The sequence below is a fragment of the Streptomyces djakartensis genome (assembly GCF_014651075.1).
GTDB lineage: Bacteria > Actinomycetota > Actinomycetes > Streptomycetales > Streptomycetaceae > Streptomyces > Streptomyces djakartensis.
Genome location: NZ_BMWE01000002.1, coordinates 457,754 through 482,239 on the forward strand (window position 1 = coordinate 457,754; position 24,486 = coordinate 482,239).

Genomic DNA, 24,486 nt, shown 5'->3' on the forward strand with positions numbered 1-24,486 from the left:
AGCGAAGAATCTGGGCCGCCCTGCTGGCCGCCCTGCTCGTGATGCTCGGCGTGCAGGCGCTGCCCGCCGCCGGGCAGGCACAGGCACCGGCCGCGGAACAGGTGCTCACCTGGACGGCCGGCAACGACATCGACAAGTACCTGTCGGCGCCGCAGACGGCGGTCGCCGGTCGGGCCACCATCGTCTTCGAGAACAGCGCGGCCACCGGCAACACCACGGGCATGCCGCACACGCTGACGTTCGTCACCAGCGATCCCGAGTTCAACAGCGACGTGCAGCTCAACATCCTCGCCAATCCGAACGACGCCCAGGGCGGCAAGCACACCGCCCAGGTCACGCTCACGCCGGGCCGGTACTTCTACCACTGCACGATCCCCGGCCACGGCCAGATGCAGGGCATCCTGACGGTGACCGAGGGCACGGGTGAGGACACCACCGCGCCCGAGGTTTCGGCGCACGTGAGCGGCACGCAGAACACGCAGGGCCAGTACGTCGGCTCCGCGAGCGTGGCCCTGCACGCCACCGACGAGGGCGGGTCCGGTCTCGACCGGATCGAGTACGCGCTCGGCGCCGCGGGTGCCTGGCAGCCGTACACCGCGCCGGTCGTGGTCGACCAGGTCGGCGAGCACACGGTCCGCTACCGGGCCTTCGACAAGGCGGGCAACGTCTCCGCCGAGAAGAGCACCGCGTTCACGGTCGTGGCACCGCAGTCGGACGACACCACCGCGCCGGATACCTCGGCGACGGTGACCGGGGAACGTGATCAGGGCGGGGCGTACATCGCCATGGCGACGGTCACCGTCTCCGCGTCCGACACCGGCTCCGGGGTCAACACGATCGAGTACGCGATCGGCTCCAGCGCCTGGCGGACCTACACCGCGCCGGTGATGGTGCACGAGGTGGGCGAACACACCGTCCGCTACCGGGCCACCGACAAGGCGGGCAACGTGGCGGCCGAGAAGAGCGTGCGGTTCACGGTCGTGGCGGCGCCGCCGCAGGACACCACCCCGCCGGTGACGGGCGTGGCCGTGGAGGGCACGAGGAACTCCGCGGGGGCGTACGTCAACAGCGCCCGGGTGACCGTCACGGCGACCGACGAGCACGGCTCGGGCGTCGAGAGGATCGAGTACTCGCTGGACGGAGGGCCTTATCTCGCCTACTCGGCGCCGGTGGTGGTCGACCGGGCGGGCGCGCACACGGTGGCCTACCGGGCGACGGACAAGGCCGGCAACACCGCGGCGGCCCGCACGGTGACCTTCACGGTCGTCTCCGGGCAGGTTCCGGCGCCGGACTGCCCGGAGTACGACGAGCGGCTGACGGTGATCGTCGGCACGGTCGACTCGGGCGTGCGCAACCGGGTCACCGACAACCGCTGCCGGATCGGCGAGCTGATCGAGGACGAGAGGGAGTGGACGTCCCACGCGCTGTTCCTCAAGCACGTGACGTCCGTCCTCGACGGGCTGCTGAAGGAAGGGGTCGTCGACCAGCGGGAGTCCATGGCGATCCGGAAGGCTGCCCGCCAGTCGGGGATCGGCAGGCCGGGGCAGACCGAGGGCTACCGCGCGCTCTTCGACGGCACCGCCGAGTCCCTCGGCAAGTGGCAGCAGGTGGGCGGCGGATCGTTCGGGCTGAACCCGGACGGGACGATCACCTCCAGCACCACCACGCCCGGCATGGGCATGCTGTGGTTCCCGCAGCGCAAGTACGGCGACTTCTCGCTGAAGCTCCAGTGGCGTGACGACGCGCCCGGCACCGGGAACGCCAACTCGGGCGTCTTCGTGCGCTTTCCCTGGGTCCACGACCACCCGGAGGAGCCCCGGCCCGAGTGGGTCGCCATCAAGTACGGGCACGAGGTGCAGGTGCTCGACCGGCCCGACGGCGACATGTACAAGACGGGCTCGGTCTACGGTTTCGACCGGGTGGGTCTCGCCGGTGCCGGCGTGACCCAGAAGGGCACCTGGAACGACTACGAGATCCGCGTGGAGGGCCAGCACTTCTCGGTGTTCCGCAACGGTGTGCTGATCAACGAGTTCGACAACACCGGCGGCCAGGAGTTCACCCCGCCCCGCTCGGACGACCCGGGCACGGACGGGCGGCGCTTCTCCTCGGGCTACATCGGGCTCCAGGTCCACGGCACGACGGACGTGGTCTCGTACCGCGACATCCGGATCAAGGAGTTGTAGGCCCTCCGGGCGCCTTCCTGGCCCTGCTCGGCTGTACCCGCCTGGGCTCTCCCGGCATCTTCGGATACTCGGGCGGGTACGGCAGATCTCCCAGCCCGTGGTCGTGTTCGTCGCGGCGGGCGAGGTCGAGCAGGGCCTGAAGGGAGTAGCGGCGGTCGTCCATGTCCTCGTGCACGTCGCCGAGTTCGGCGAAGCGCGCGGGCATCGTCGCGAGGTCGAAGTCCTGGGGGTGCGCGACCCCGACCTCGTCCCAGCGCAGGGGTGCTGAGACGGGGGCGTGCGGGCGGGGGCGTACGGAGTAGGCGGAGGCGATGGTGCGGTCGCGTGCCGTCTGGTTGTAGTCGATGAAGATGCGTCTGCCCCGCTCCTCCTTCCACCACTTGATCGTCACCTGGTCCGGCATCCGCCGCTCCATCTCCCGGCCCACGGCGATGGCGGCGCGCCGGACCTGGGTGAAGGTCCAGCGCGGTTCGATCGGCACGAAGACGTGCAGGCCCCGGCCGCCGGAGGTCTTGGGGAAGCCGCGCAGTCCGCCGAACTCGTCGAGCACGGAACGCAGTTCGTGGGCGGCGCGGGCGGGGTCGCCGTAGTCGGTGCCGGGCTGCGGGTCGAGGTCGATGCGCAGTTCGTCGGGGTGGTCGACGTCGTCGCGGCGGACCGGCCAGGGGTGGAACGTGAGGGTGCCGAACTGGGCGGCCCACACCACCGCGCCGACCTCGGTCGGGCACATCTCGTCGGCGCTGCGGCCGCTGGGGAAGGTGATGTGCGCGGTCGGGATCCAGTCGGGCATGTTCTTCGGCGCCCGTTTCTGGAAGAAGTTCTCCCCGTTCACCCCCTCGGGGTAGCGCTCCAGGGTGGTGGGCCGGTCGCGCAGGGCGCGCAGGATGCCGGGGCCGACGGCCAGGTAGTAGCGGGCGAGGTCCAGCTTGGTGAAGCCGCGCTCGGGGAAGAACACCTTGTCCGGGCTGGACAGCCGTACGGTCCGGCCACCCGCCTGCAGTTCCACCGCTTCACCCATGCTCGCCACGGTAGGCGTACCACGCATGTATCGCATATCGGGCGCAGCAGGCCAGGTAGGCGCAGAATCGACCCATGGATCTGCCGGTGATGCCTCCTGTGCTGCCGATGCTCGCCAAGTCCGTGGCGGCGATTCCGGCGGGCATGCAGTACGAGGCGAAGTGGGACGGTTTCCGGGCGATCGTGTTCCGCGACGGGGACGAGGTGGAGCTCGGCAGCCGTACCGGTAAGCCCCTGACCAGGTATTTTCCCGAGCTGGTGGCGGCGGTGCGGGAACGGTTGCCGGAGCGCTGTGTGGTCGACGGGGAGATCGTGATCGCGCGGGAGGGGCATCTGGACTTCGACGCCCTGACGGAGCGGATCCATCCGGCCGACTCGCGGGTGCGGACGCTGGCCGAGCGGACGCCCGCGTCCCTGGTCGTCTTCGACCTGCTGGCGCTGGGGGACGAGTCGCTGATGGGCGCGGAGCTGACCGAGCGTCGGGAGCTGCTGGCCAGGGAGCTGTCCGGGGTGGCGGCGCCGGTGCACCTGGCTCCGGCTACGACGGACATCGAGGTGGCGCGGCAGTGGTTCGAGGAGTACGAGGGGGCGGGGCTGGACGGTGTCATCGCCAAGCCGCTGACCGTGCGCTACCGCCCGGACGAGCGCGCCATGTTCAAGATCAAGCACGAGCGGACGGCGGACGTGGTCGTCGCCGGGTACCGCCTGCACAAGAGCGGCCCCGTCGTCGGCTCGCTGCTGCTGGGCCTGTACGACGACCGGGGCGCCCTCCAGCACGTGGGCGTCTCCGCCGCGTTCCCGATGAAGCGGCGTGCCGAGCTGGTGGCGGAGCTGGAGCCGCTGCGCATGGACGACGTGCAGGGCCATCCGTGGGCGGCCTGGGCGGACGAGGCCGCCCACGAGAAGGCCCGGCTGCCGGGGGCGCCGAGCCGCTGGTCGGGCCGTAAGGACCTGTCGTGGGTGCCGCTGCGGCCGGAGCGGGTGGCCGAGGTGGCGTACGACCACATGGAGAACGGGCAGCGCTTCCGGCACACCGCCCGTTTCCGGCGCTGGCGGCCGGACCGGACTCCCGAGAGCTGCACCTACGCGCAGCTGGAGGAGCCCGTCCGCTACGACCTGGCGGAGATCCTCGGCTCCTGACAGCAGGTCAGGGCTGCATCAGCACCTTGACCGCGCCGTCCTCCTTGCGCTGGAACATCTCGTAGGCGCGCGGGGCCTCGGACAGCGGCACCCGGTGGGTGGCGAAGTCGTCGACGCCGAGCGGGTCCTCGTCGGTCAGGTACGGGATGATGTCGTCGCTCCAGCGGCGGACGTTGGCCTGCCCCATCCGCATCTGGATCTGCTTGTCGAACAGGGTGAGCATCGGCATCGGGTCCGCCGTGCCGCCGTAGACACCGGACAGCGAGATGGTGCCGCCGCGGCGCACCAGGTCGATCGCGGTGTGGAGGGCGGCGAGCCGGTCGACGCTGAAGCGTTCGGCGAACGGTCCGCTGATCTTGCGCGGCAGCATCGCCGAGGCCGTCTGGGCGAGCTTGGCCGCCGCGCTGCCGTGGGCCTCGGTGCCGACCGCGTCGATCACGGCGTCGGGTCCGCGTCCGTCGGTCTCGTCGCGGATCGCGGCCACGAGTTCCTTCTCGTTGTCGAACGACCTGAGGTCGTACGTCTCCACGCCCCGCGAGCGGGCCCGGCGCAGCCGCTCAGGCACCAGGTCCACGCCGAAGACGCGTCCGGCGCCGCGCACCTGGGCGATTCGGCACGCCATGTCACCGATGGGTCCGAGACCGAGCACGGCGACGCTGCCGCCCTGCGGGACGTCGGCGTAGACGACCGCCTGCCAGGCGGTGGGCAGCACGTCGGAAAGGTAGACGAACCGGTCGTCGGACGGGCCTTCGGGAACCTTGATCGGGCCGAACTGGGCCTGCGGGACGCGCAGGTACTCGGCCTGGGCACCCGGCACGGCGCCGTACAGGCGGGTGTAGCCGAACAGGGCGGCGCCCATGCCCTCGCCGTGGACCTGGGTGGTCTCGCACTGGGTGGGCAGGCCGGTCAGACACATCCAGCAGTTGCCGCAGGCGATCTGGAACGGGACCACGACCCGGTCCCCCACCTGGAGGTCCGGGACGCCCGCTCCGACCTCCTCGACGATGCCCATGGGTTCATGGCCGAGGATGTCGCCCGGGGTCATGAACGGCGTGAGCACTTCGTACAGGTGCAGGTCGGAGCCGCACAGCCCGCTGGAGGTGATCCGGATGATCGCGTCCGTCGGCTCCTCGATCTTCGGATCGGGCACGTTCTCCACCCGCACGTCCCGTTTGCCCTGCCAGGTCACTGCCCTCATCGCCTCGCGCTCCCTCCGTAGCGTGCGCGTCGGTCGTACGGCGAGGCCCGAGTACCCGGGCGTTCCGTGTGCAACCTTGCGCCGATCGATGGACGAAACGGAGATTCTCCGTCAGGAACCACTCCTGTGGTCATTCGCAGGCATATAAGAGCACAATCAGGGTGAATCGATGATATTGGGCTGTGGTGGCGACGGTGATCTCGGGACGAGGGATGCGCGGACGGCGCGCCGCGACGACGGCGGCGCTGCTGGCCGCCACGGTGACGGCCGCCCTGGCCGGGGGCTGCGTCGGAGGGGGCGGCTCGGACGATGACGGACGGGGGTCGCCGAAGGAGTCGAGACAGGGGACGTATCCGACGGCCACCGGCCCCGGCGTCCTCGCGGTCAAGATCGACAACACCGGCGCGGCCCGGCCGCACACGGGTGTCGACGCCGCGGACGTGGTGTACGTCGAGCAGGTCGAAGGCGGTCTGAGCCGGCTGATGGCGGTGTACGCGACCCGGCTGCCGAAGAGCGTGGGCCCGGTGCGCAGCGCCCGCGAGTCGGATCTGGAGCTGCTGCGCCAGTTCGACCGGCCGACGCTCGCCTTCTCCGGCGCGCAGACGAAGCTCCTGCCGCTGATCGACAAGGCTCCACTGCGGGCGGAGACACCGGGCAACGCCTCCGACGCGTATGTCCGCGACTCCGGGAGACCGGCCCCGCACAACCTCTTCCTGCGGCCCGGGCAGATCATGCCCGACGCCCCGGGTGCGGCCGCCCTGACCACCGGCTTCCACTACGGCTCCGCCCCCGCCGGCGGCACCGCGGAGACCGAGCGGACGGTGCGCTACCCGGCGGCCCGTTTCACCTTCACCTGGTCCGAGTCCCGCAACCGCTGGCTGGTCGGCATGGACGGCGCCCCGGCGACGACGGCCGACGGGGAGCGGATGACAGCGGCGACGGTCGTCGTGCAGTACGTGAAGGTGCGCGAGTCGGCCTTCGGGGACTTCCTCGGCAACAACACCCCGTACACCGAGACGGTCGGCTCGGGGAAGGCGGAGGTGCTGCGCGACGGGCGGGCCTACGACGTGGACTGGGAGCGCGCGAACGCCACGGACGGCACGGCCTTCACCACCGGCGACGGAACACCGGTGAACTTCGCGAAGGGCCAGGTGTGGGTGGTGTACGCCGAGGCGCCCTGACCCGCATGGGCAGGGGGCGCCGGTCAGCGGGGCGCCGGCAGGGGATCCCCCGGGTCGCGCAGCCCCTCGGCGGCGTCCGCCACCCGCCGGATGAGGTCGAAGAACACAGTCCGCTCCTCGGCGGTCAGCGGCGCGAGAAACACCTGGTTCATCCGGGCGGTGCGCACGGTCAGCCTGCGGTGTGTCCGTGCACCCTCCTCCGTGAGGCGCAGCAGGAACCGGCGGCCGTCCTCCGGGTCGCGGACCTTGTCGAGCAGTCCGCGCCGGCTGAGCCGGCTGATCACCTCGGCGATCGTCGACCGGTCCAGCCCCACCCGCTCCCCCACCGTCCGCTGGTCCAGGCCGGGCTCGGCGACGAGCGCGTTGAGGACCGCGAACTGGGGCGAGGTGGTCTCCTCGGAGACCATCGTGTTCCACAGCAGGTAGTGCGCCTGCTGAAGCCGCCGGGCCAGGTGGCCGGGGTGGGTCGTGAGGTCCGCCGCCGCCATGTGCACCCCTCGTCATTTCAGTCGGTGCACTGAACAATACCCCGGCCGTCCCGGAGCCGGCCGCCCTCCGCACAGGGAAACAAGGACGAGAGGACAGGGGCTTGACGCCCCGCCCCCCTGATGACAGCGTGAGCGAAAGCTTCACGGAAATACTCAGTGCCCTGACTAAACGGGGTCGGGGCGCTCGGAGAAGACGGTGCTTCCATGACTCTCACACAGCACGACATCGACCAGGAGATCGCAGCCGGCCGCGCCGCCTACGAGAAGCGCCTCGCGGACGGCGGGCCGGTCGAGCACCAGCCGCGCCGCGACTACGCGCCGTACCGCTCCTCGGTGCTCCGCCACCCGAAGCAGCCCCCGGTCACCATCGACGTCAGCAAGGATCCGGAGCTGGTGGAGCTGTCCTCCCCGGCCTTCGGGGAGCGGGACATCACCGAGATCGACAACGACCTCACCCGGCAGCACGACGGGGAGCCGATCGGTGAGCGCATCACCGTCTCCGGCCGTCTCCTGGACCGCGGCGGGCGCCCGGTGCGCGGCCAGCTCGTGGAGATCTGGCAGGCGAACTCCGCGGGACGATACGCCCACCAGCGCGAGCAGCACGACGCGCCACTGGACCCCAACTTCACCGGAGTGGGCCGCACGCTCACCGACGACGACGGCCGCTACCACTTCACCACGATCCAGCCGGGCCCCTACCCCTGGCGCCAGCACGTCAACGCCTGGCGGCCGGCGCACATCCACTTCTCACTCTTCGGTACGGCGTTCACCCAGCGGCTCGTGACGCAGATGTACTTCCCGAGCGACCCGCTGTTCCCCCACGACCCGATCATCCAGTCGGTGACGGACGACGCGGCCCGGCAGCGGCTGGTCGCGACGTACGACCACAGCCTGTCGGTGCCGGAGTTCTCGATGGGCTACCACTGGGACATCGTGCTGGACGGCCCGTACGCCACCTGGATCGAGGAAGGGCGCTGACCTGTCATGACGAAGATCGACACCAGCAGGCCGGAGAGCGTGCTGCCCACCCCCTCGCACACCGTCGGCCCGTTCTACGGCCACGCCCTGCCGTTCCGCGGCGGTGAGGACATCGCGCCCCTCGGGCACCCGGACACGGTCACCGTGCACGGGTACGTCCTGGACGGCGAGGGCAGGCCGCTGCCCGACGCGCTGATCGAACTGTGGGGCCCGGATCCCGGCGGCAACGTCGCGACAGCCGACGGCTCGATGCGCCGCGACCCCGCCTCAGGCGGCTTCCTGGGGCGCAACGGCGTGGAGTTCACCGGCTGGGGGCGCATCCAGACCGACGCGAACGGCCACTGGTACGCACGCACCCTGCGGCCCGGTGCGCGCGGACGGAACGCCCCGTATCTCAGCGTGTGCGTCTTCGCGCGCGGGCTCCTCGTGCACCTGTACACCCGGATCTACCTGCCGGGCGACACGGAGGCGCTCACCGCCGACCCGCTGCTGTCCCGGCTCGAGGACCAGCGCCGCGACACGCTGATCGCCGAGGCGGAGGACGGCGCCACGTACCGTTTCGACATCCGCCTCCAGGGCGAAGGCGAGACGGTCTTCCTGGAGTTCCGGTGACAGCCGCTCAGGACGATCCCGCCCTGCTCGCCCCCGGACGGGCCGGCTCGGCGGCCTCCTCCGCCACCAGCGACCACGCGTACCTGCGGGCGCTGCTCGACGCCGAGGCCGCGCTGACCCGGGCTCAGGCCGCGCTGGGCCTCGCCCCCGCAGGGGCGGCGACGGCGGTGACCGAGGCGGCCGGCACCGGCGCCTTCGATGTACGGGCCCTCGCCGAGCGGGCCCGAGCGGGCGGCAACCCCGTCATCCCCCTGGTCGCGGATCTGACGAAGGCCGTCGGCGCCGAGTACGGCCCCTACGTCCACCGGGGCGCGACCAGCCAGGACATCATGGACACGGCGACGATGCTGGTCGCCGTGCGCACACTCGGCCTGGTCCTCGACGATCTCGGCCGCACCGAGCGGGCGCTGGCCGTCCTCGCCGCTGAGCACCGGGACACCGCGATGCCGGGGCGGACCCTCACCCAGCACGCCGTACCCACGACGTTCGGGCTGAAGGCGGCCGGGTGGCGGTCGCTGGTGCTCGACGCACGGGACCGGGTGACGGCCGTACGGGACGCACTGCCCGTCCAACTGGGGGGCGCCGCCGGGACATTGGCCGCCTTCGGTGCCTACGGCGCCCCCGACCCGACGGAGCTGCCGTGGGCGTACGCCCGTGAACTCGGTCTCCGGGCGCCCGACCTGCCCTGGCACACGCTGCGCACGCCCGTCGCCGACCTGGCGGGGTGCCTCGCCTTCACGGCGGGCGCGCTGGGCAAGGCCGCCGTGGACGTCCTCACCCTCTCCCGCACCGAGATCGCCGAGGTCGTGGAGGGCAGCGGCGGGGGTTCCTCCGCGATGCCGCACAAGTCCAACCCCGTACGGTCCACCCTCATCGCCTCCGCGGCTCGGCGGGCGCCCCAGCTCGCGGCCACGCTGTACGGAGCGCTGGCGGCGGAGGACGAGCGGCCGGCCGGGGCCTGGCACGCGGAGTGGGAGCCGCTGAGGGACCTGCTGCGGCTGGTCGGCGGAGCCGCCCGGGACGCCGCCGAACTGGCCGAGGGGCTACGGGTCCGGCCCGAGGTCATGCGCGAACATCTGGACCTGACCGGCGGGTTGATCGTCTCCGAGCGGTTGTCCGCCGAGCTGGCCCCGGTGCTGGGCCGGGCCCGCGCCAAGGAACTGCTCTCCGGGCCGGCCTGCGAGGGACGGCCGCTTTCCGACGTACCGGAGCTGGCGGACGCCGACCTCGACCCGACCCACTACACCGGCTCCGCCGGAGCCCTCACCGACCGTGCTCTGGAGCGACGTTGACACTCCTCAACCACCGTGCCGAAGGGCCCGCCTCCGCGCCCCCGCTGCTGCTGGGCCCCTCGCTGGGCACCTCGTACGCCCTGTGGGACAAGGTGGCGCCCGAACTGTCGGCCACCCATCGGGTGGTCCGCTGGGATCTGCCGGGACACGGGGGCTCGGCCGCCGGTCTCGTCGAGCCGGGCGCGACCGTCGGTGACCTCGCCGCTCTGGTGCTCGCGCTCGCCGACTCGCTGGGCATCGAGCGGTTCGCGTACGCCGGTGTGTCGCTGGGCGGGGCCGTGGGGCTGCATCTCGCGGTCCATCACCCCGAACGGCTGTCGTCGCTGGCCGTGATCTGCTCGTCGGCGCACTTCGACGGGTCGCAACCCTGGGAGGAGCGGGCGGCGCTGGTGCGGCGGGAGGGGCTGGCCGGGCTGGCGGAGAACGCGGACGCGCGCTGGTTCGCATCCGGCTTCACCGTGCCGGAACTGGTTCAGGACCACCGGGACGCCGACCCGGCGGCGTACGCCGCCTGCTGTGACGCGCTCGCCGCGTTCGATCTGCGGGACCGGCTGCCGGAGATCGCCGTACCGGCCCTGCTCGTCGCCGGCCGTGAGGACCCGGCGACACCGCCCGCGCACCTCCGGGAGATCGCCGACGCGGTGCCGGGCGCGGCACTCGTGGAGATCCCGGGTGCCTCCCATCTGGCTCCCGCCCAGTGCCCGGAGGCCGTGCTGACCGCGCTGCGGGCGCACTTCGACGGGCTCCCGGGGCGTGGGACGGAGGTGCGGCGCGAGGTGCTCGGCGATGCGCACGTCGACCGGGCGCAGGCCCGGCAGACCCCCTTCACCGCGCGTTTCCAGGACTTCATCTCGCGCTACGCCTGGGGCGAGATCTGGACCGACCCGACGCTCTCCCGCCGCGAGCGCAGCATGATCACCCTCACCGCGCTGGTCGCGCACGGCCACTACGAGGAGCTGGCCATGCACGTCCGCGCGGCGCGCCGGGGCGGGCTCACGCCGGAGGAGATCGGCGCGGTGCTGCTCCAGACGGCGGTGTACTGCGGGGTGCCGGCGGCGAACTCGGCGTTCGCGACGGCCCAGCGGGTGCTGGCCGAAGAGGACGGCGCGCCGGGATGACCCCGTCGGCCGTAGCCCCGGCGGCGCGACCGGCCGCGGTGACCGGCCAGTCGGCGCGGACCTGACCCGGCGCGGCGGTCTCGGCGCAGGGCGGGAGCGGCCGTGGGAGCCGAGCCGTCGGCGCGGACCTGATTGCGGACCGCCGGCATCACGGACACGGGCAGGGGCGGCCGGGCCGTGCTCAGCGCAGCCCCACACCCGTGTCGAGTTCGGCCCGGGCCCGCGCCGCGAGGCCGTCCGCGCCGCACGAGACCGCCAGGTCCAGGCCTCGCTCGAGGTCGGGCACCGAGCGGGCCGCGATGCCGTACTCGATACGGGCCGCCGCGTGTTCGTACTGGCAGGGTGAGGCCTCCAGATAGGTGACGGCCTGGGCGGCGAGCCGGACCGCGCGCTGGCCGGTCTCCAGGGCGGCGGCGCAGCGCAGGGCCTCGCCGATGGCGGTGTCCGTGCCGAAGCGCTCGGCCCGGCGGCGGACGTCGACGGCGAGCCGGGCTGCGCGGGCCGGGTCCTCGGTACTGAGGGCCCGGGCCAGATCGGCGGCCCAGGGCACGAGTACGGGATTGTGGTGGCCGCGCGCCGCCGCGGCCTTCTCGGCGGCCTCCAGTTCGTTGACGCCGTCCTTGGTGCGGCCCACGGCGAGCAGCAGCCGGCCGCGGACCGAGCGAGGGTCGGGCAGGACGATGGTGGACGGGTAGGGCGGGGCGAAACCGTGCCGTTCGGCGACCTCCCAGGCCTCCTCCACACGGCCGCGGGCGAGCAGCGTGTCGACGAGGTTGCAGGTCGCGGTCCAGTACAGGGGCAGGCCGCGGCCGACGCGCTCGGCGAGGCGCAGCGACTCGCGCAGGGACGCCTCCGCCTCCCGCAGGCGGCCCCGCCTGCGGTGGCCGAGCCCCACGTAGGCGTGGGCCAGGGCGAGGTGGCCGCCGCTCCAGCCGGCGGTCTCGTAGGCGCGCAGGGCTTCGTTGTAGAGGGACTCGGCACGGTCGAGGCGGTCGGTGAACCCGTACGCGTTGGCCAGCATCAGCAGCAGTTCGATGCCCCACTCGGTGTCGGTCCAGCCGAGCCCGGGGGCGAGGCGGCCGTTGACGAGGGCGCGGTCGCACGCCTCGGTGACCTCCTCGGCGTTCTCGCCGTGCATCAGGGCGTCGAAGCCCCGCAGGATGAGCAGGGCGCGTTCGGAGTTGTCCCGGCCGGTGCAGGTGGCGGCGAGGTCGGCGAGCCGACGGGAACGGTCGGGGGAGGCGGCCTCGCCGGCGTGTATGCCCTCCCACATGAAGTGCACGGCCTGCAGCCGCATCCGGGCGGGCCCGGGCGGGAGCCGGGCGGCCTCCGCCTCGACCGTGCGGACGGCCTCCTCGAGTTGGTCGTTGTGCAGCAGTGCCTGGGAGAGCCGGAAGACGGCGTCCACCCGCTGGTCGCCGTCGAGGCCGGGCATGCCGAGGGCGGTCCGCAGATGGTTGATGGTGCGGGCGGGTGCGGTCAGGAAAGTCGCCTCGGCCAGTTCGTACAGGACGTGCGGATGGGACTCGGGCCGGGGCGGTTCCTTCAGGGCCCGCTCCAGGCAGCGGCGGGCCGCGTCGGGCGCGCCGACGGCGAGGTGCTCTCGGGCGGCCTCGCGCAGTTGCCCCACGAGTTCCTCGTCGTCGTCCGGGTGGACCTGCAGCAAGTGGCGGGCGGCGGCCGCGGCGCCGTGACCCTCGTCGGTGACGATCCGGGCGGCGATGCCGTGCATGGCCGTGCGCAGGGCGCCGGGGATGGAGTCGTAGACGGCGGTGGCGATCAGCGGGTGGACGAACTCCAGGTCGCCGTCGCCGCGATGGCCGGCGGCGGGGGCGGTGAGGATCCGGGCGGAGCGCAGCAGTTCGGCGCAGCGTCGGGCGTCGTCGGGGCGCAGCGTGGCGAGCTTGGCGACCAGGTCGATGGAGATGCCGGTGCCGAGGATGGCGGCCGCCCAGGCGAACCGTGTGGCGTCGATGCCGAGTTCCTCCAGGCGGGCGACGAGACCGCCGCCGCGGGCCGAGCGGTTCAGCTCACGCAGTTCCCCGGCCCGGGCCTCGACCGGTTCGAGCTCACTGTCCCGCACCTTGGCGAGGAGTTCGACGGTGTCGTAGGGGTTGCCGGCGGTGACGGCCCAGACCTCGCGGCAGAACGCGGCGTCGGCGTGTTCGCCGAGGGTGGCGCGGGTGAGTCCGGCCGTGGCGGCCGGGGTGAGGGCGTTCAGGGTGGCGACGGGCCGGTTCGCGGCGGCGGCGACGGCGGCGAGATGGCGGGCGCTCGCGCCGGGGACCTCGTCCGGGCGGCGGGTGACCACGACCAGGACGGAGGTCTCGTCGAGCCGCTCGGCGAACGCCGCGAGCCAGTGCAGGGTCTCCTGGTCGGCCCAGTGGACGTCGTCGATGAGCAGCACCAGCGGCCAGTCCCGGCGGGAGAGGCGGCGCACCGCGGCGACCAGCCCGTCGCAGACGCCCTGCGGGTCGGCCTGCCGGTCGCCGGGGTCCGCGATGCCGAGGGCGGGGCCGGCGATGTCGTACCAGTCGCCGAGGTACTCGCGCGCCTCCTCGGGCAGCATGGGCACCAGTGCCGGTTGCAGTAACTGCCGTACCACGTTGAAAGGGACCGACCTGAGGGTCTCGCCGCCGCGCGCCGACCAGACCGTGCAGCCCCGGGCCTCGGCGATGCGGCGGGTTTCGGCCAGCAGCGCGGTCTTGCCGAGTCCCGCCTCGCCCCGGAAGACCAGCAGCCCGCCGGACGAGGAGCGGTCCGCGCACAGGCTGTCGAGCGCCCGCGTCACGGCGGCGACTTCCTCGTCGCGCTCCCACAGGGAGGCCGAGGCCGCGGCCGTGGGCCGTACCTCCGTCATCTTCGCTACCTCCCCTAGTCGCCCGAATGACGTACAGACATCGAGCGTAGCCCTCCTCATGCCCGAGTGGAGGATGGACCCGGCACCAGTCGCCGTGCCGGTGACACCGGGTGCCCCACCCATCGCCCTCACGCCAACGAGGGTGCTTTGTAAGACAAGTGACGTTCACTCAGGGAACGGGGACTCACCGCGTGGCCGCCGTGCGCCGGACGCAGGCTCTCGGTGGGCGATCTCGTCGAGTGGCACGAGTCAGGCGTCCGGAGGGCTGCTCGCGACGATCACGGCGGCGAGGTTCCCGATCCCGCTGCCGGCGCCCCGCCGCGCTGAGGTGCCGCGGCCGCGGGCCGACTCCTCTCATGCCCCTTTCACGCACGCCTCATACGGTGGGGGCATGACGCAGGAGACTCCCCCCGGGTGGTACCCCGACCCCGGACAGACAAGTGACGGGCCCGCCACCGTGCGCTGGTGGGACGGCAAGGCCTGGACCGACCGCATCCGCCCTGCGGAACCGGCCGCGGCCTGGACTCCCCCGGCACCGCCGTCGTCCGCCGATCCGCAGCCGGGGCATCCGGCTTCTGACGCGGGGCCGACGGCTGCCGGCGGCCCGGGAGCGATCGGGCATGGCGCGGGCACCGGAGGCCCGGAGAGTGCCGGGCGCACCGGCGCGACCGGGGAACCAGGCGGGGCGGGCGGTCCGGAGAACGCCGGGCACCCCGGCTCCGCCGGGGAACCGGAGACGGTCCGGAAACCAGACACCGACCGACAACCGGGCAACACCGGGCAACCGAGCGAGATCGGACAATCGGGCACCGTCGGACATCCCGGCCCTGCCGGAGAGCCGGAGACGGCCGGGAGACCAGGCACCACCGGGCAACCGGGCGGGACCGGGCAATGGGGCGAAGCCGGACAGTCGGTCGGGGTCGGGCAATCGAGCGTCGTCGGACATCCAGGCGCCGGGCACATGACCACCGGCGGGCACTCGCAGACCGCCGGGCATCCCGCGTATGCCGCCTACCCCGCCTACCCCACCGCACCTCCGGCCGCCCCCGGGCGGCGGCTGCGGGTCGGGGCCGCTGTGGCGGCTGCGGTCGTGGTGCTGGCCAGCATCGGTGTGGGGGTGTACGCACTGACGGACGACCGCGGTGGTTCGCCGGCCTCGCAGGGGCCGGGCGGTCCGGGCGGGTCCGGGGGCCCGGGCGGGCCGTTCGGGGGGCCCGGCGGCTCCGGGGGGTCCGGAGGTTCAGGTGGATCCGGGGGTTCCGGTGGGCCCGGTGGGCAGAGCCCGTCGCCCGAGCAGTCGGAGCCGCCGAAGGTCAGGAGCGGCTCGGTGACCGACGCGATCTCCGGCATCAGCCTGCCGATCCCGAAGGGCTGGTACGGCCAGGAGGGACGGGCCGGCGCGCAGGTGACGTCCGACGACTCTTACAAGTGCCCCGGCGACACCTCCTCGACGTGCACGAAGGGCGGCGCCTACTCCGCACCGGCCCTGCTCCTCGGCACCAAGGGCGGCACCGCCGAGGAGGTCGCGAAGGCGGACATCGCGGCGAACGCCAAGGAGTCCTACGGCGGCAAGTCCTACGGCGGAATCACCTCGCACGACGTGCTGGCCGCCAAGGCCGTGACCGTGGCCGGGCAGAAGGGCTACATGGTCCGGTGGAAGGCCGTCACGAGCAAGGGCGCCGACGGCATCGTGGAGTCGCTCGCGTTCCCCTCCCCCGCGAACGCGCGGCAGATGGTCGTCGTCCGCTTCGGCGTCGACGCCGACCAGAAGGAGGCCGTCCTGGACGAGATCACCAAGGGCATCAAGGTGTCGACGGGCAGCGGCAACGGCCAGGACGTCTGACGGGCGACAAGCGCCCGACCGGTCTGTCGCTGGTCGCCTCCAGGGCCGCCCCGGCGGGCGTGCTGCTCACGCTCGCCGGGGTGACCCTGGCGCCCGGAAGGGGGACGTGGTGCCGCTCAGCAGGACTTCTACGGATCACCCGGTGGACGCCGACCGCCCGGTGACCGCCGTCCTGGCCCTGGAGCCCGGCCCGGCGGCGACCGGACCGGCCCGGGCGCCCCGACCGCACGACCCGGGACACCTCACCACCGCTAGCCGGTGATGATCGCCGGGTCGCTCACCCCCGGCCTGCCGTTCTCGACATGGCCGGCGAAGCGCCGCAGGAACGCCTTGTCGCCTTCCGCGGTGACGGTCAGGTCGTACCAGCGGCGGCTGGCGGCGAGTCCGACCGTCCGCCGTACGGTGGCGCCCGGGCGGACGGTGATGGTCGAGGGCCGGCCGCCGTAGCCGTCGGAGAGCTTCAGCCGGGCGGCGCCGGAGCCCTCGTTGGTGAAGACCAGTTCGATGTCGTCGCCGGTGTGACGTGCGGTGACCTCGCAGCCGGCCGTCCTGTTCGAGCCCTTGAAGGCCCGCACAAAGCCGTTCGGGCCGTGCACGGTCAGGTCGTAGGAGCCCGCCGAGTAGGCCGAGTTCCAGGTGTCGGAGAGTGTCTTGCCGGCCTCGGTGGTGTACATCCAGGGGCCGTCGGCGCGGTTGCCGGAGGTGACGTGGAAGGCGGCGCCCGCCTTCGGCCCGGAGGCGAAGGTGAGCGTGAGCCTGCCCGCCGCCGCGTCGACCGAGGCGTCCACGTGCGGGGCGTACTTCAGCGGCCGGGAGCGGCGCAGGCCGGGTTCCTGCCGGGGCATGCGCGGGTCGGCCGGCGGGGTCGGCCGGTAGTCGGGGTGGCGCTCGCGGTCCTGCGGTTCGTACCCGTCGGTGCCGGGCAGCGCCGCGGGACGCGTGTCCTTGCGGGAGAAGTCGAACGCGGCCGTCAGGTCACCGCAGACCGCCCGGCGCCACGGCGAGATGCTGGTCTCGCGCACGCCGAAGCGGCGCTCCATGAAGCGCAGGATCGAGGTGTGGTCGAGGGTCTCGGAACAGACGTAGCCGCCCTTGCTCCACGGTGAGACGACCAGCATGGGCACGCGGGGGCCGAGGCCGTAGGGGCCGGCGGTGTTCTTGCTGTCGCCGGGGAAGAGGTCGAGGGAGACGTCGACGGTGGACCGGCCGCGGGAGGCGTCCTTCGGCGGCAGCGGCGGCACGACGTGGTCGAAGAAGCCGTCGTTCTCGTCGTAGGTGATGAACAGGGCGGTCTTCGACCACACCTCCGGGTTGGAGGTGAGGGCGTCCAGGACCTGGGCGATGTACCAGGCGCCGTAGTTCGACGGCCAGTTGGAGTGCTCGGAGAAGGCCTCGGGGGCGGCGATCCAGGAGATCTGCGGGAGCTTGCCGGCCTTCACGTCGGCGCGCAGCAGGTCGAAGTAGCCCTCGCCGGCCTTGACGTTCGTGCCGGTGCGGGCCTTGTCGTACCAGGGGTCGCCCGGCTGGGCGTCCCGGTACTTGTTGAAGTAGAGCAGCGAGTTGTCGCCGTAGTTGCCGCGGTAGGCGTCCTGGATCCAGCCCCAGGAGCCCTTCGCGTCGAGGCCGTCGCCGATGTCCTGGTAGACCTTCCAGGAGACGCCGGCCTGCTCCAGGCGTTCGGGGTACGTCGTCCAGCCGTAACCGAGTTCGTCGTTGCCGAGCACCGGGCCGCCGCCGGTGCCGTCGTTGCCCGTGCAGCCCGACCACATGTAGTAGCGGTTCGGGTCGGTGGAGCCGATGAACGAGCAGTGGTAGGCGTCGCAGACCGTGAAGGCGTCGGCGAGGGCGTAGTGGAAGGGGATGTCCTCGCGCGTCAGGTACGCCATGGTCGTGGTGCCCTTGGCGGGCACCCACCTGTCGTACTTGCCGCCGTTGTAGGCCTGGTGGCCGTCGGGCCAGGAGTGGGGCAGGCCCTCCAGGAACTGCATGCCGAGGTCGTCGGCGTCCGGGTGGAACGGCAGGACCTCCTTGCCGTCCTTCTCCTGGTGCCAGACGGTCTTGCCGTTGTCGAGGGTGACCGGGCGGGGGTCGCCGAAGCCGCGGACGCCTCTCAGGGTGCCGAAGTAATGGTCGAAGGAACGGTTCTCCTGCATGAGGACCACGATGTGCTCGACGTCCTCGATCGACCCGGTGCGGTGGTTCGCCGGAAGCGCGGCCGCCCGCTGAATGCTGGCGGACAGTGCGCTGAAGGCCGTTGTGGCGCCCGCGAGTTGGAGAAAGCGGCGCCGATTGACTTCGGACATGTAGGACAGACCTCTCATCCTGAGGTGCGGGATGGCCGGAACGTGACGGAATCTGCGCGGAAGGAGTGTTTCAGGGACACCAAACGTCAAGGAAGGGGCGCGTGACACTCGTGTGAAAGTCGCCGGTACGGCAGGTGTGCCCGGGCCGTGGCAGGGGAGGGTGAGGGGCGTGACAGAGACGCAGACGGTTTCCCCGCCGACGAAACGGCCCGTTCGCCAGCTCCTCGCCGCCTCGGTGGGCAACGCCGTGGAGTGGTACGACTGGTACGCCTACACGTTTCTGGCCACCTACATCGCCGCGCAGGTCTTCCCGAAGAGCGCGGACAACTCGCTGGTGCCGCTGCTGTCGACGTTCGCGGTGTTCGCCGTGGGCTTCTTCATGCGGCCGGTCGGCGGACTGCTGATGGGCGCGGTCGCGGACCGGCACGGGCGGCGGGCCGCGCTGACGGTCACCATCCTGCTGATGGGCGGCAGCAGCCTGCTGGTCGGCCTCACCCCCACCTACGCGGCCGCGGGCGTGCTCGCGCCGGTGATCCTCGTCCTCGCCCGGCTGCTGCAGGGCCTGTCCGTGGGCGGGGAGTTCGCGGCCTCGACGACGTTCCTGGTCGAGTCGGCGGGCCCCGGCCGGCGCGGGCTGTTCTCCAGCTTCCAGTACGTGTCGACGACCGTCGGGCAGCTCGTCGCCTCCGGCATCGCGACCCTGCTGGTGGACACGCTGAGCGACGGGCAGATGAACGGCTGGGGCTGGCGGGTCCCGTTCGCGCTCGGGGCCGTGCTGAGCCTGGTCGGCTTCTGGATCCGGCGGGGCGCTGAGGAGACCCGCAGCGCGGAGCAGCAGCGGGCACCGCGCCCGGGCCTGTTCGAGGCGCTGCGCCGGCACCCCCGCGAGTCGCTCCTCATCTGCGGCATCACGGCGGGCGGCACCATCGCCTACTACACGTGGACGTCGTACCTGCCGACGTACGCCGAACTCAACACGGGCATCGAGAAGCCGGACGCACTGCTCGCGGGCACGATCTCACTGGCCTTCTTCGCCCTGCTGCAACCGCTGGGCGGCCTGCTCTCGGACCGCTTCGGCCGCCGCCCCCTGCTCCTCTTCTTCGGTCTGGGCTTCGCCCTGCTCACGGTGCCCCTGCTGCACATCCTGCGTGACTCGTTCGCCGTGCTGTTGCTCGTGAGTTGCGCGGGCATGGTGCTGCTGACCGGCTTCACCTCGATCAGCGCGGCCGTGAACGCGGAGGTCTTCCCGCCCCGGGTCCGCGCGGCCGGCATCGGCTTCCCCTACTCGCTGACGGTCGCGCTGTTCGGCGGCACCGCTCCGTACGTCGGCACCCTGTTCAAGGAGCTGGGGCATTCCGGACTGTTCCCGTGGTACGTCGCGGTGCTGTGCCTGCTGTCGTCGCTGGTGTACCTGCGGTTGCCGGAGACGGCACACGCACCGCTGCGGCGATGAGGCGCTGCCGCCCGCGAGGATCCGGTCGAGAACGCTCATCGGCCTCTCCCTGGAGCGCTGCCTGCCGGATCGTCCGCCGCCGCGGAACGTCCGCCCCGCTTGAGTCAGGCTGTCCGTCACCCGTGTCCAGGCCGTGCCCGGAAGAGGGCCCGTCCCCATCGCCGTCACCCGGTGCGCTGGGTGATCAACGCGTTGAACACAAGCTCGTTGCAGTCCCCAAGCGGAGCGTTTCACGCCGAGCGCAGGTACTCCCTCAGCCATTGCTCGGTGTTGCTCACGTGCAGCAGCGCGGCGGCCTGACTGAGGGCGGCGTCACGAGTGGAGAGGGCGTTGAAGATCGCCTCGTGCTCGGCGAGGGTCCGGCCCGCTGCCTTGTCGTCGACCAGACCGCGCCAGATGCGGGCGCGCAGAGTGCGGCCGGAGATCCCGTCCAAGAGGGTGAGGAGGGTTTCGTTGCCCGTGGCCGAGACGACGGCGCGGTGGAATGCGGCGTCGTGGGCGTTGAGCTGCTCGACGTCGTCGCGGGCCTCGCGCATGGCGTCCAGGTGCCGCTTCACCTCGGCCAGCTGCTCCTCGGAGATCCGGGTGGCGGCAAGGGCCATGGCCATCGGTTCGAGGAGCCGCCGCACCTCCATGAGGTCCCGCAGCGCCACCGAGTCGCCCTGCAGCAGCTCCACCGCACCGCCCAGCCCTTCCAGGAGCAGGCTCGGCTGCAGGCTGGTCACATAGGTGCCGTCACCTCGCCGGACTTCCAGGACCCGCGCGACGGCCAGTGCCTTGACCGCTTCCCGGGCGAGGTTGCGCGACAGTCCCAACTGGGCGGCCAGGTCCGGCTCCGGCGGGAGCTTCGACCCCGGAGACAGCGCACCGGTCCGGATCAGCTCACGGATCTGCTCGATGGCCTTGTCCGTCAGAGACACCGCGAACCACCTCCCCCACCGTGCCCCTCGAGCACGTCCGACCCGTTCCGGGGTCCGCGTGCCGAGGGTGACGTCGATGATACTGGGACGCGGGTACGGCAACGTGTGCCGGACGGGCGACCGCGCTGGGGCCCGTCCGCCGGCGCTCCGGACGGGGCGGAACTCGAAGGTGCCGGTGACGTCCTGGAGCGGGGCGAAGCCCGTGCCGGTGCCGACGCGGCGCTCGAGGGGCTCGATCTCTGTCGGTGCGAGAGTCACTGGGCGGTGAAGGTCCACAGCAGGTTGGAGCTGCTGCCGTACGTCCACTGCTTGGTGACGGAGCCCGAGTCGACGTCGCCGCCGCCGTCGAGGACCAGGCCGGTGGTGCGGTTGGCTATCGTGTAGCGGTCGCCGCCCCGGTGGGTGATCTTCCACTGCTGGTTGGTGCCACCGTTCCAGGGGGCCTGTCTGGCCGGAGAGCCGTCGGTGGTGGCGCCCCAGCCGTCGGCGACCATGCCGTTCGTACGGTTGACCAGCCTGTAGTAGCCGCCCGCGACCGCTTCCGCCTGCCACTGAAGGTTCGAACTGCCGTCCCACGTCCACTGCTTGAGGTTGGACCCGGAGGCCACGTCGCCCCCGCTGTCCAGAGCGAGGCCGTTGGTGGCGTTGGTGATCCGGAAGTACGTCGCCGGGTTGAACCGGACCCTCAGCGAGGTGATCCGGTCGTTGTTGCCGGAGACCCGCAGGTCGGGGTTCTCGGCGGTGAACGTCCAGGAGGTGCCCGTGAAGTCGTCTCCGGAGTAGCCGACCACCTGGTAACCGGGGGCCATCCGGAGAGAGGAGAGCGTGCCGGCCCCCAGTCCGGCCCCGGCCAGGTCGGCCGCGGTGTGGTCGCCGACGGTGAAGACGCCCGCCTTTCCGGTGTAGTCGATGTCGGTGAAGGCGACGGCGCCGGTGAGCGGCCGCAGGCCGGGGATCGCGCCGGAGAAGGTGAGCTTCAGGACGTAGGCGCCCGCGCCGTACGGCGCCGGGGAGGGCAGGGTGACCGTGAGGCCGGAGGAGTTCTGGGTCGGCGTGGGCAGGTCGATGTAGGTGCCGGCGGTGGTGCCGAGGAGCTTCACCGAGGACAGCGTGGAGAGGTTGATCCGGTCCGAGCTGAGAGTCTTGATCGTCAGCGAGCTGCCGGGCCAGCCCAGGACGGTGGCGTACAGGACCGTACCGGCCTTGTCGCGGGTGAAGCGGATGTCCTGCGGCGTGCCCGCGTGCGGGGTGGTGAACGAGCCGCCGCCCATGGCCGTCGGGCCCTCGCCGTACGCGGTCCAGGCGCGGGTCGAGTACACCGACTCGCCGAAGCGCCTCAGGTGGTCTCCGATACCGAGGAGGATGTCCTTCTGCGCCTGCGGGATCGTGCCGTCGGCCATCGGCGCGATGTTCAGCAGCATGTTGCCGTTCTTGCTGACCCGGTCGATGAAGGAGTGCAGCATCTGCTGGACGGTGTAGTAGCCGATTCCCCGCGTGTAGCACCAGCTGGAGCTGGAGATGCTGTCGTCGGTCAGCCAGTACGGGGTGGTGAGGTCGGCCGGCCCGCCGCGCTCGTAGTCGAAGACCTCGCCCTTGCCGTGCATGCCGTCCTTGTAGGTGGCGACGACCTCACGCCCCCAGACGCCGGCCTGGTTGTAGTAGTACGCCAGGAAGTCGAGGCGCTGTTGCTCGTCGACGGCGTCCAGGTTGAAGTCCTGCCACAGGATGTCGGGGCGGGCGCGGTCGATGACTTCCTTGAGTTTGTCGAACCAGAGCTGGTTCTCGGCGGCTGGAGCCAGCTGACCGTAGAGCTTCTTGAGGCCGGTGTCCGTCTGAGTGGGGGCGAACTCGTAGAAGCCGGTGAAGTTGTAGGCGTGGTGCATGGCCACCAGCAGCTTCAGGCCCTTGGCGCGGATCGCCGTGGAGAAGATTCCCAGCAGGTCCAGCCCGGGGCCCTTGCTCACCGAGTTCCACTCGTTGACCTGGCTGTCCCACATGGAGAAGCCGTCATGGTGCTCGGCGACCGGGCCCGCGAACCTCGCGCCGGCGTCCACGAACAGCTGTGCCCACTCGTCGGGGTCGAACTTCCCGCCGGCCGACTTGAGCTTCGGCGCGAACTTCACGAAGTCGCCCGTCAGGTCGCGGGCACCGTTGATGAAGTTGTGGTACGGCCAAGCCGATGGCCGGCCGTAGGTCGCGATGTGGTGCTGGTTGACGCTGTCGCCGGCCCGGTACATGGTGCGCGGGTACCACTCGTTGCCGTAGGCGGGGACGCTGAAGACGCCCCAGTGGAAGTAGATCCCGAACTTCGCGTCCTTGAACCACTCCGGAGCCGGCGGGTGCTGGTCGACCGAGTTCCAGTCGGGCGTGTACCTGCTCGGTGCCGCCTGTGCGACGCCGGACCCGAGGCCGCCGCCGGCGATGGCTGCGGCAGCTGTACACGTGGCGGCGGACAGGAACTGGCGTCTGTTGAGAGAACTCGACATGAGCACTTCCCTGAAGTGGGGGGAGATTCAAGGGACCAGGGGGCACGCGTCGCCCGTCGTTCTGCAACGCCGGGTGTCAGGCACGAAGCTCGGCCATGTGACGCACTGATGTCAACGGGCGTGCAGGGATGAAGAGACCGATTGATGGGATCTATGTGGACCCCTGGTCGTCACGGAGAGGTCAATTCCCGTCTTGTTTCAAGCCTTTCGTCCGAGACCTAGACAGACCTCCAGGCCGCCACCTATACATACATCCCATCTCTCTGATGCGGCGGCAGAGCAACTGTCGCCCTGCACAGCCCTCTCCCCGCTCCCGGGACCAGCGCGAGGAAGTGCCGATGAAGCTCAGAACCGCTCTCCGCTCCACCGCCTCAGCTCTGTCCGCACTGGCGCTGCTCACCGCCTGCGGCGGCGGGGACTCCGGCAACGCGGCCACGTCGGGCGACGAGCCTCTGGTCGGCGTCGACTACCCGCGTTCCGACACCGACTTCTGGAACTCGTACATCAAGTACACGCCGGAGTTCGCCAGGAAGCTGGGCGTCGGCCTGAGGACCACCAACTCCCAGAACGATGTCGCCAAGCTGACCGCCAACGCGCAGACTTTCATCAGCCAGGGCGTCAAGGGCCTTGCGATGGCCCCGCAGGACACCGCCGCCATCGCCCCGACGCTCGCGCAGCTGGAGGCGAAGAAGATCCCGGTCGTCACCGTCGACACCCGGCCCGACAGCGGCCGGGTCTACATGGTCGTGCGAGCCGACAACCGGGCGTACGGCGAGAAGGCCTGCCACTACCTCGGCACCAAGCTCGGCGGCAAGGGTAAGGTCGTCATGCTCCAGGGCGGCCTGGACTCCATCAACGGCCGTGACCGCACGGAGGCGTTCAACGACTGCGTGAAGAAGAACTACCCGGATGTCACGGTGTTCGGTGAGGCCACCAACTGGGACGGCGCCGTCGCCGCGCAGAAGCTCCAGACGCGGCTGACTCAGCACCCGGACATCAGGGGCGTCTACATGCAGTCCAGCTTCGCCCTGTCCGGGACGCTGCAAGTCCTCAAGCGCGAGGGGCTGTTGGTGGACCCGAAGGACAAGAAGCATGTCTTCGTCGTCTCCAACGACGGCATCCCCGAAGAGCTCAAGTCCATCGCCGCCGGAAAGATCGACGCCACGGTCTCCCAGCCGGCCGACCTCTACGCCAAGTACGCCCTGTACTACCTCAAGGCCGCGATCGACGGAAGGACGTTCGAACCCGGCAAGACGGACCACGACAGCACGATCATCCAGGTCCGCGACGGCCTGCTCGAGGACCAGCTCTCCGCTCCCCTGGTCACCGCTGACGGAGGTACCTACGGCGGCGTGCCCAGCGTCAAGAGCGACGACTCGTCGCTGTGGGGCAACAACCTGGGCTGATCCCCGGC

Annotated in this window: 17 protein-coding genes and 1 pseudogene; 11 read left to right on the forward strand and 7 right to left on the reverse strand. The window is 71.5% G+C overall.

Annotated elements, in window-relative coordinates; all coding sequences use genetic code 11:
• Nucleotides 1-41 precede the first annotated feature (41 nt).
• Complete coding sequence (locus tag IE212_RS05565) at nt 42-2,183, forward strand: OmpL47-type beta-barrel domain-containing protein (RefSeq protein WP_229864084.1); 2,142 nt, start codon at nt 42-44, stop codon at nt 2,181-2,183.
• Here IE212_RS05565 and ligD read toward each other — a convergent pair.
• On the reverse strand, nt 2,170-3,201 hold the full coding sequence (gene ligD, locus IE212_RS05570) for a non-homologous end-joining DNA ligase (protein ID WP_190196554.1): 1,032 nt from the start codon (nt 3,199-3,201) through the stop codon (nt 2,170-2,172). The two genes, IE212_RS05565 and ligD, sit on opposite strands and share 14 nt — an antisense overlap.
• A gap of 74 nt (nt 3,202-3,275) precedes the next feature.
• Here ligD and IE212_RS05575 point away from each other — a divergent pair, with 74 nt between their 5' ends.
• On the forward strand, nt 3,276-4,340 hold the full coding sequence (locus IE212_RS05575; protein ID WP_190196555.1) for an ATP-dependent DNA ligase: 1,065 nt from the start codon (nt 3,276-3,278) through the stop codon (nt 4,338-4,340).
• A 7-nt stretch (nt 4,341-4,347) separates the two neighbouring features.
• On the opposite strand, the gene IE212_RS05580 is transcribed toward IE212_RS05575, so the two are convergent.
• Entirely contained in the window at nt 4,348-5,538 is a 1,191-nt protein-coding gene (locus IE212_RS05580) for a zinc-dependent alcohol dehydrogenase (protein WP_190196556.1), read from the reverse strand.
• 212 nt (nt 5,539-5,750) lie between these two features.
• Here IE212_RS05580 and IE212_RS05585 point away from each other — a divergent pair, with 212 nt between their 5' ends.
• Nucleotides 5,751-6,719 (forward strand): DUF3048 domain-containing protein, encoded by a 969-nt coding sequence (locus IE212_RS05585; protein WP_190196557.1) that lies wholly within the window; start codon nt 5,751-5,753, stop codon nt 6,717-6,719.
• Between the two features lie 23 nt (nt 6,720-6,742).
• Here IE212_RS05585 and IE212_RS05590 read toward each other — a convergent pair whose 3' ends face one another.
• Nucleotides 6,743-7,207, reverse strand: a complete 465-nt coding sequence (locus IE212_RS05590) for a MarR family winged helix-turn-helix transcriptional regulator (protein ID WP_190196558.1) — start codon at nt 7,205-7,207, stop codon at nt 6,743-6,745.
• A 204-nt stretch (nt 7,208-7,411) separates the two neighbouring features.
• Between IE212_RS05590 and pcaH the strand changes: the two genes are divergently transcribed.
• Genes pcaH through pcaDC form a run of 4 tightly spaced genes read left to right on the forward strand, consistent with a single transcriptional unit; the run spans nt 7,412 to nt 11,207 of the window.
• A complete protein-coding gene (pcaH, locus tag IE212_RS05595; RefSeq protein ID WP_190196559.1) occupies nt 7,412-8,185 on the forward strand; it encodes a protocatechuate 3,4-dioxygenase subunit beta in 774 nt (257 codons plus the stop codon).
• Between the two features lie 6 nt (nt 8,186-8,191).
• On the forward strand, nt 8,192-8,797 hold the full coding sequence (gene pcaG / locus IE212_RS05600) for a protocatechuate 3,4-dioxygenase subunit alpha (RefSeq protein WP_190196560.1): 606 nt from the start codon (nt 8,192-8,194) through the stop codon (nt 8,795-8,797).
• Nucleotides 8,794-10,089: a 3-carboxy-cis,cis-muconate cycloisomerase gene (gene pcaB / locus IE212_RS05605; RefSeq protein WP_190196561.1), complete on the forward strand. Its 1,296-nt coding sequence runs from the start codon at nt 8,794-8,796 to the stop codon at nt 10,087-10,089. The genes pcaG and pcaB overlap by 4 nt, the downstream gene beginning before the upstream one ends.
• Nucleotides 10,086-11,207, forward strand: a complete 1,122-nt coding sequence (gene pcaDC / locus IE212_RS05610) for a bifunctional 3-oxoadipate enol-lactonase/4-carboxymuconolactone decarboxylase PcaDC (RefSeq protein ID WP_190196562.1) — start codon at nt 10,086-10,088, stop codon at nt 11,205-11,207. The genes pcaB and pcaDC overlap by 4 nt, the downstream gene beginning before the upstream one ends.
• A 181-nt stretch (nt 11,208-11,388) precedes the next feature.
• Here pcaDC and IE212_RS05615 read toward each other — a convergent pair whose 3' ends face one another.
• Nucleotides 11,389-14,067: an ATP-binding protein gene (locus tag IE212_RS05615; RefSeq protein ID WP_190196563.1), complete on the reverse strand. Its 2,679-nt coding sequence runs from the start codon at nt 14,065-14,067 to the stop codon at nt 11,389-11,391.
• 391 nt (nt 14,068-14,458) lie between these two features.
• On the opposite strand from IE212_RS05615, the pseudogene IE212_RS34800 reads away from it, so the two are divergent.
• Nucleotides 14,459-14,578: pseudogene (locus IE212_RS34800) on the forward strand (DUF2510 domain-containing protein); the annotation flags it as partial.
• Between the two features lie 282 nt (nt 14,579-14,860).
• Complete coding sequence (locus tag IE212_RS05625; protein ID WP_229864086.1) at nt 14,861-15,910, forward strand: hypothetical protein; 1,050 nt, start codon at nt 14,861-14,863, stop codon at nt 15,908-15,910.
• 251 nt (nt 15,911-16,161) lie between these two features.
• Here the strand turns inward: IE212_RS05625 and IE212_RS05630 are convergent, their stop codons facing one another.
• Entirely contained in the window at nt 16,162-18,213 is a 2,052-nt protein-coding gene (locus IE212_RS05630; RefSeq protein WP_190196564.1) for a phosphocholine-specific phospholipase C, read from the reverse strand.
• Nucleotides 18,214-18,382: 169 nt separating this feature from the next.
• Between IE212_RS05630 and IE212_RS05635 the strand changes: the two genes are divergently transcribed.
• Nucleotides 18,383-19,666, forward strand: coding sequence for an MFS transporter (locus tag IE212_RS05635; protein ID WP_190196565.1), 1,284 nt, complete (start codon nt 18,383-18,385; stop codon nt 19,664-19,666).
• Between the two features lie 230 nt (nt 19,667-19,896).
• Here IE212_RS05635 and IE212_RS05640 read toward each other — a convergent pair whose 3' ends face one another.
• Nucleotides 19,897-20,586 (reverse strand): FadR/GntR family transcriptional regulator, encoded by a 690-nt coding sequence (locus IE212_RS05640; RefSeq protein ID WP_190196566.1) that lies wholly within the window; start codon nt 20,584-20,586, stop codon nt 19,897-19,899.
• Between the two features lie 254 nt (nt 20,587-20,840).
• Nucleotides 20,841-23,072 carry an alpha-L-fucosidase gene (locus IE212_RS05645; protein ID WP_190196567.1) on the reverse strand — a complete coding sequence of 744 codons (2,232 nt, stop codon included), beginning with the start codon at nt 23,070-23,072 and terminating at the stop codon, nt 20,841-20,843.
• 338 nt (nt 23,073-23,410) lie between these two features.
• Here IE212_RS05645 and IE212_RS05650 point away from each other — a divergent pair, with 338 nt between their 5' ends.
• Nucleotides 23,411-24,478, forward strand: a complete 1,068-nt coding sequence (locus tag IE212_RS05650) for a sugar ABC transporter substrate-binding protein (protein ID WP_190196568.1) — start codon at nt 23,411-23,413, stop codon at nt 24,476-24,478.
• The last annotated feature ends 8 nt before the right edge of the window (nt 24,479-24,486 follow it).

What these genes read in the sequence shown, in the direction of transcription:
- IE212_RS05580 (WP_190196556.1), bottom strand. Translation starts at nt 5,538, where the DNA reads ATGAGGGCAGTGACCTGGCAGGGCAAACGGGACGTGCGGGTGGAGAAC.
- IE212_RS05565 (WP_229864084.1), top strand. Translation starts at nt 42, where the DNA reads ATGCTCGGCGTGCAGGCGCTGCCCGCCGCCGGGCAGGCACAGGCACCG.
- IE212_RS05645 (WP_190196567.1), bottom strand. Translation starts at nt 23,072, where the DNA reads ATGTCGAGTTCTCTCAACAGACGCCAGTTCCTGTCCGCCGCCACGTGT.
- IE212_RS05590 (WP_190196558.1), bottom strand. Translation starts at nt 7,207, where the DNA reads ATGGCGGCGGCGGACCTCACGACCCACCCCGGCCACCTGGCCCGGCGG.
- ligD (WP_190196554.1), bottom strand. Translation starts at nt 3,201, where the DNA reads ATGGGTGAAGCGGTGGAACTGCAGGCGGGTGGCCGGACCGTACGGCTG.
- IE212_RS05575 (WP_190196555.1), top strand. Translation starts at nt 3,276, where the DNA reads ATGGATCTGCCGGTGATGCCTCCTGTGCTGCCGATGCTCGCCAAGTCC.
- IE212_RS05585 (WP_190196557.1), top strand. Translation starts at nt 5,751, where the DNA reads ATGCGCGGACGGCGCGCCGCGACGACGGCGGCGCTGCTGGCCGCCACG.
- IE212_RS05630 (WP_190196564.1), bottom strand. Translation starts at nt 18,213, where the DNA reads ATGTCCGAAGTCAATCGGCGCCGCTTTCTCCAACTCGCGGGCGCCACA.
- pcaH (WP_190196559.1), top strand. Translation starts at nt 7,412, where the DNA reads ATGACTCTCACACAGCACGACATCGACCAGGAGATCGCAGCCGGCCGC.
- IE212_RS05615 (WP_190196563.1), bottom strand. Translation starts at nt 14,067, where the DNA reads ATGACGGAGGTACGGCCCACGGCCGCGGCCTCGGCCTCCCTGTGGGAG.
- IE212_RS05650 (WP_190196568.1), top strand. Translation starts at nt 23,411, where the DNA reads ATGAAGCTCAGAACCGCTCTCCGCTCCACCGCCTCAGCTCTGTCCGCA.
- pcaG (WP_190196560.1), top strand. Translation starts at nt 8,192, where the DNA reads ATGACGAAGATCGACACCAGCAGGCCGGAGAGCGTGCTGCCCACCCCC.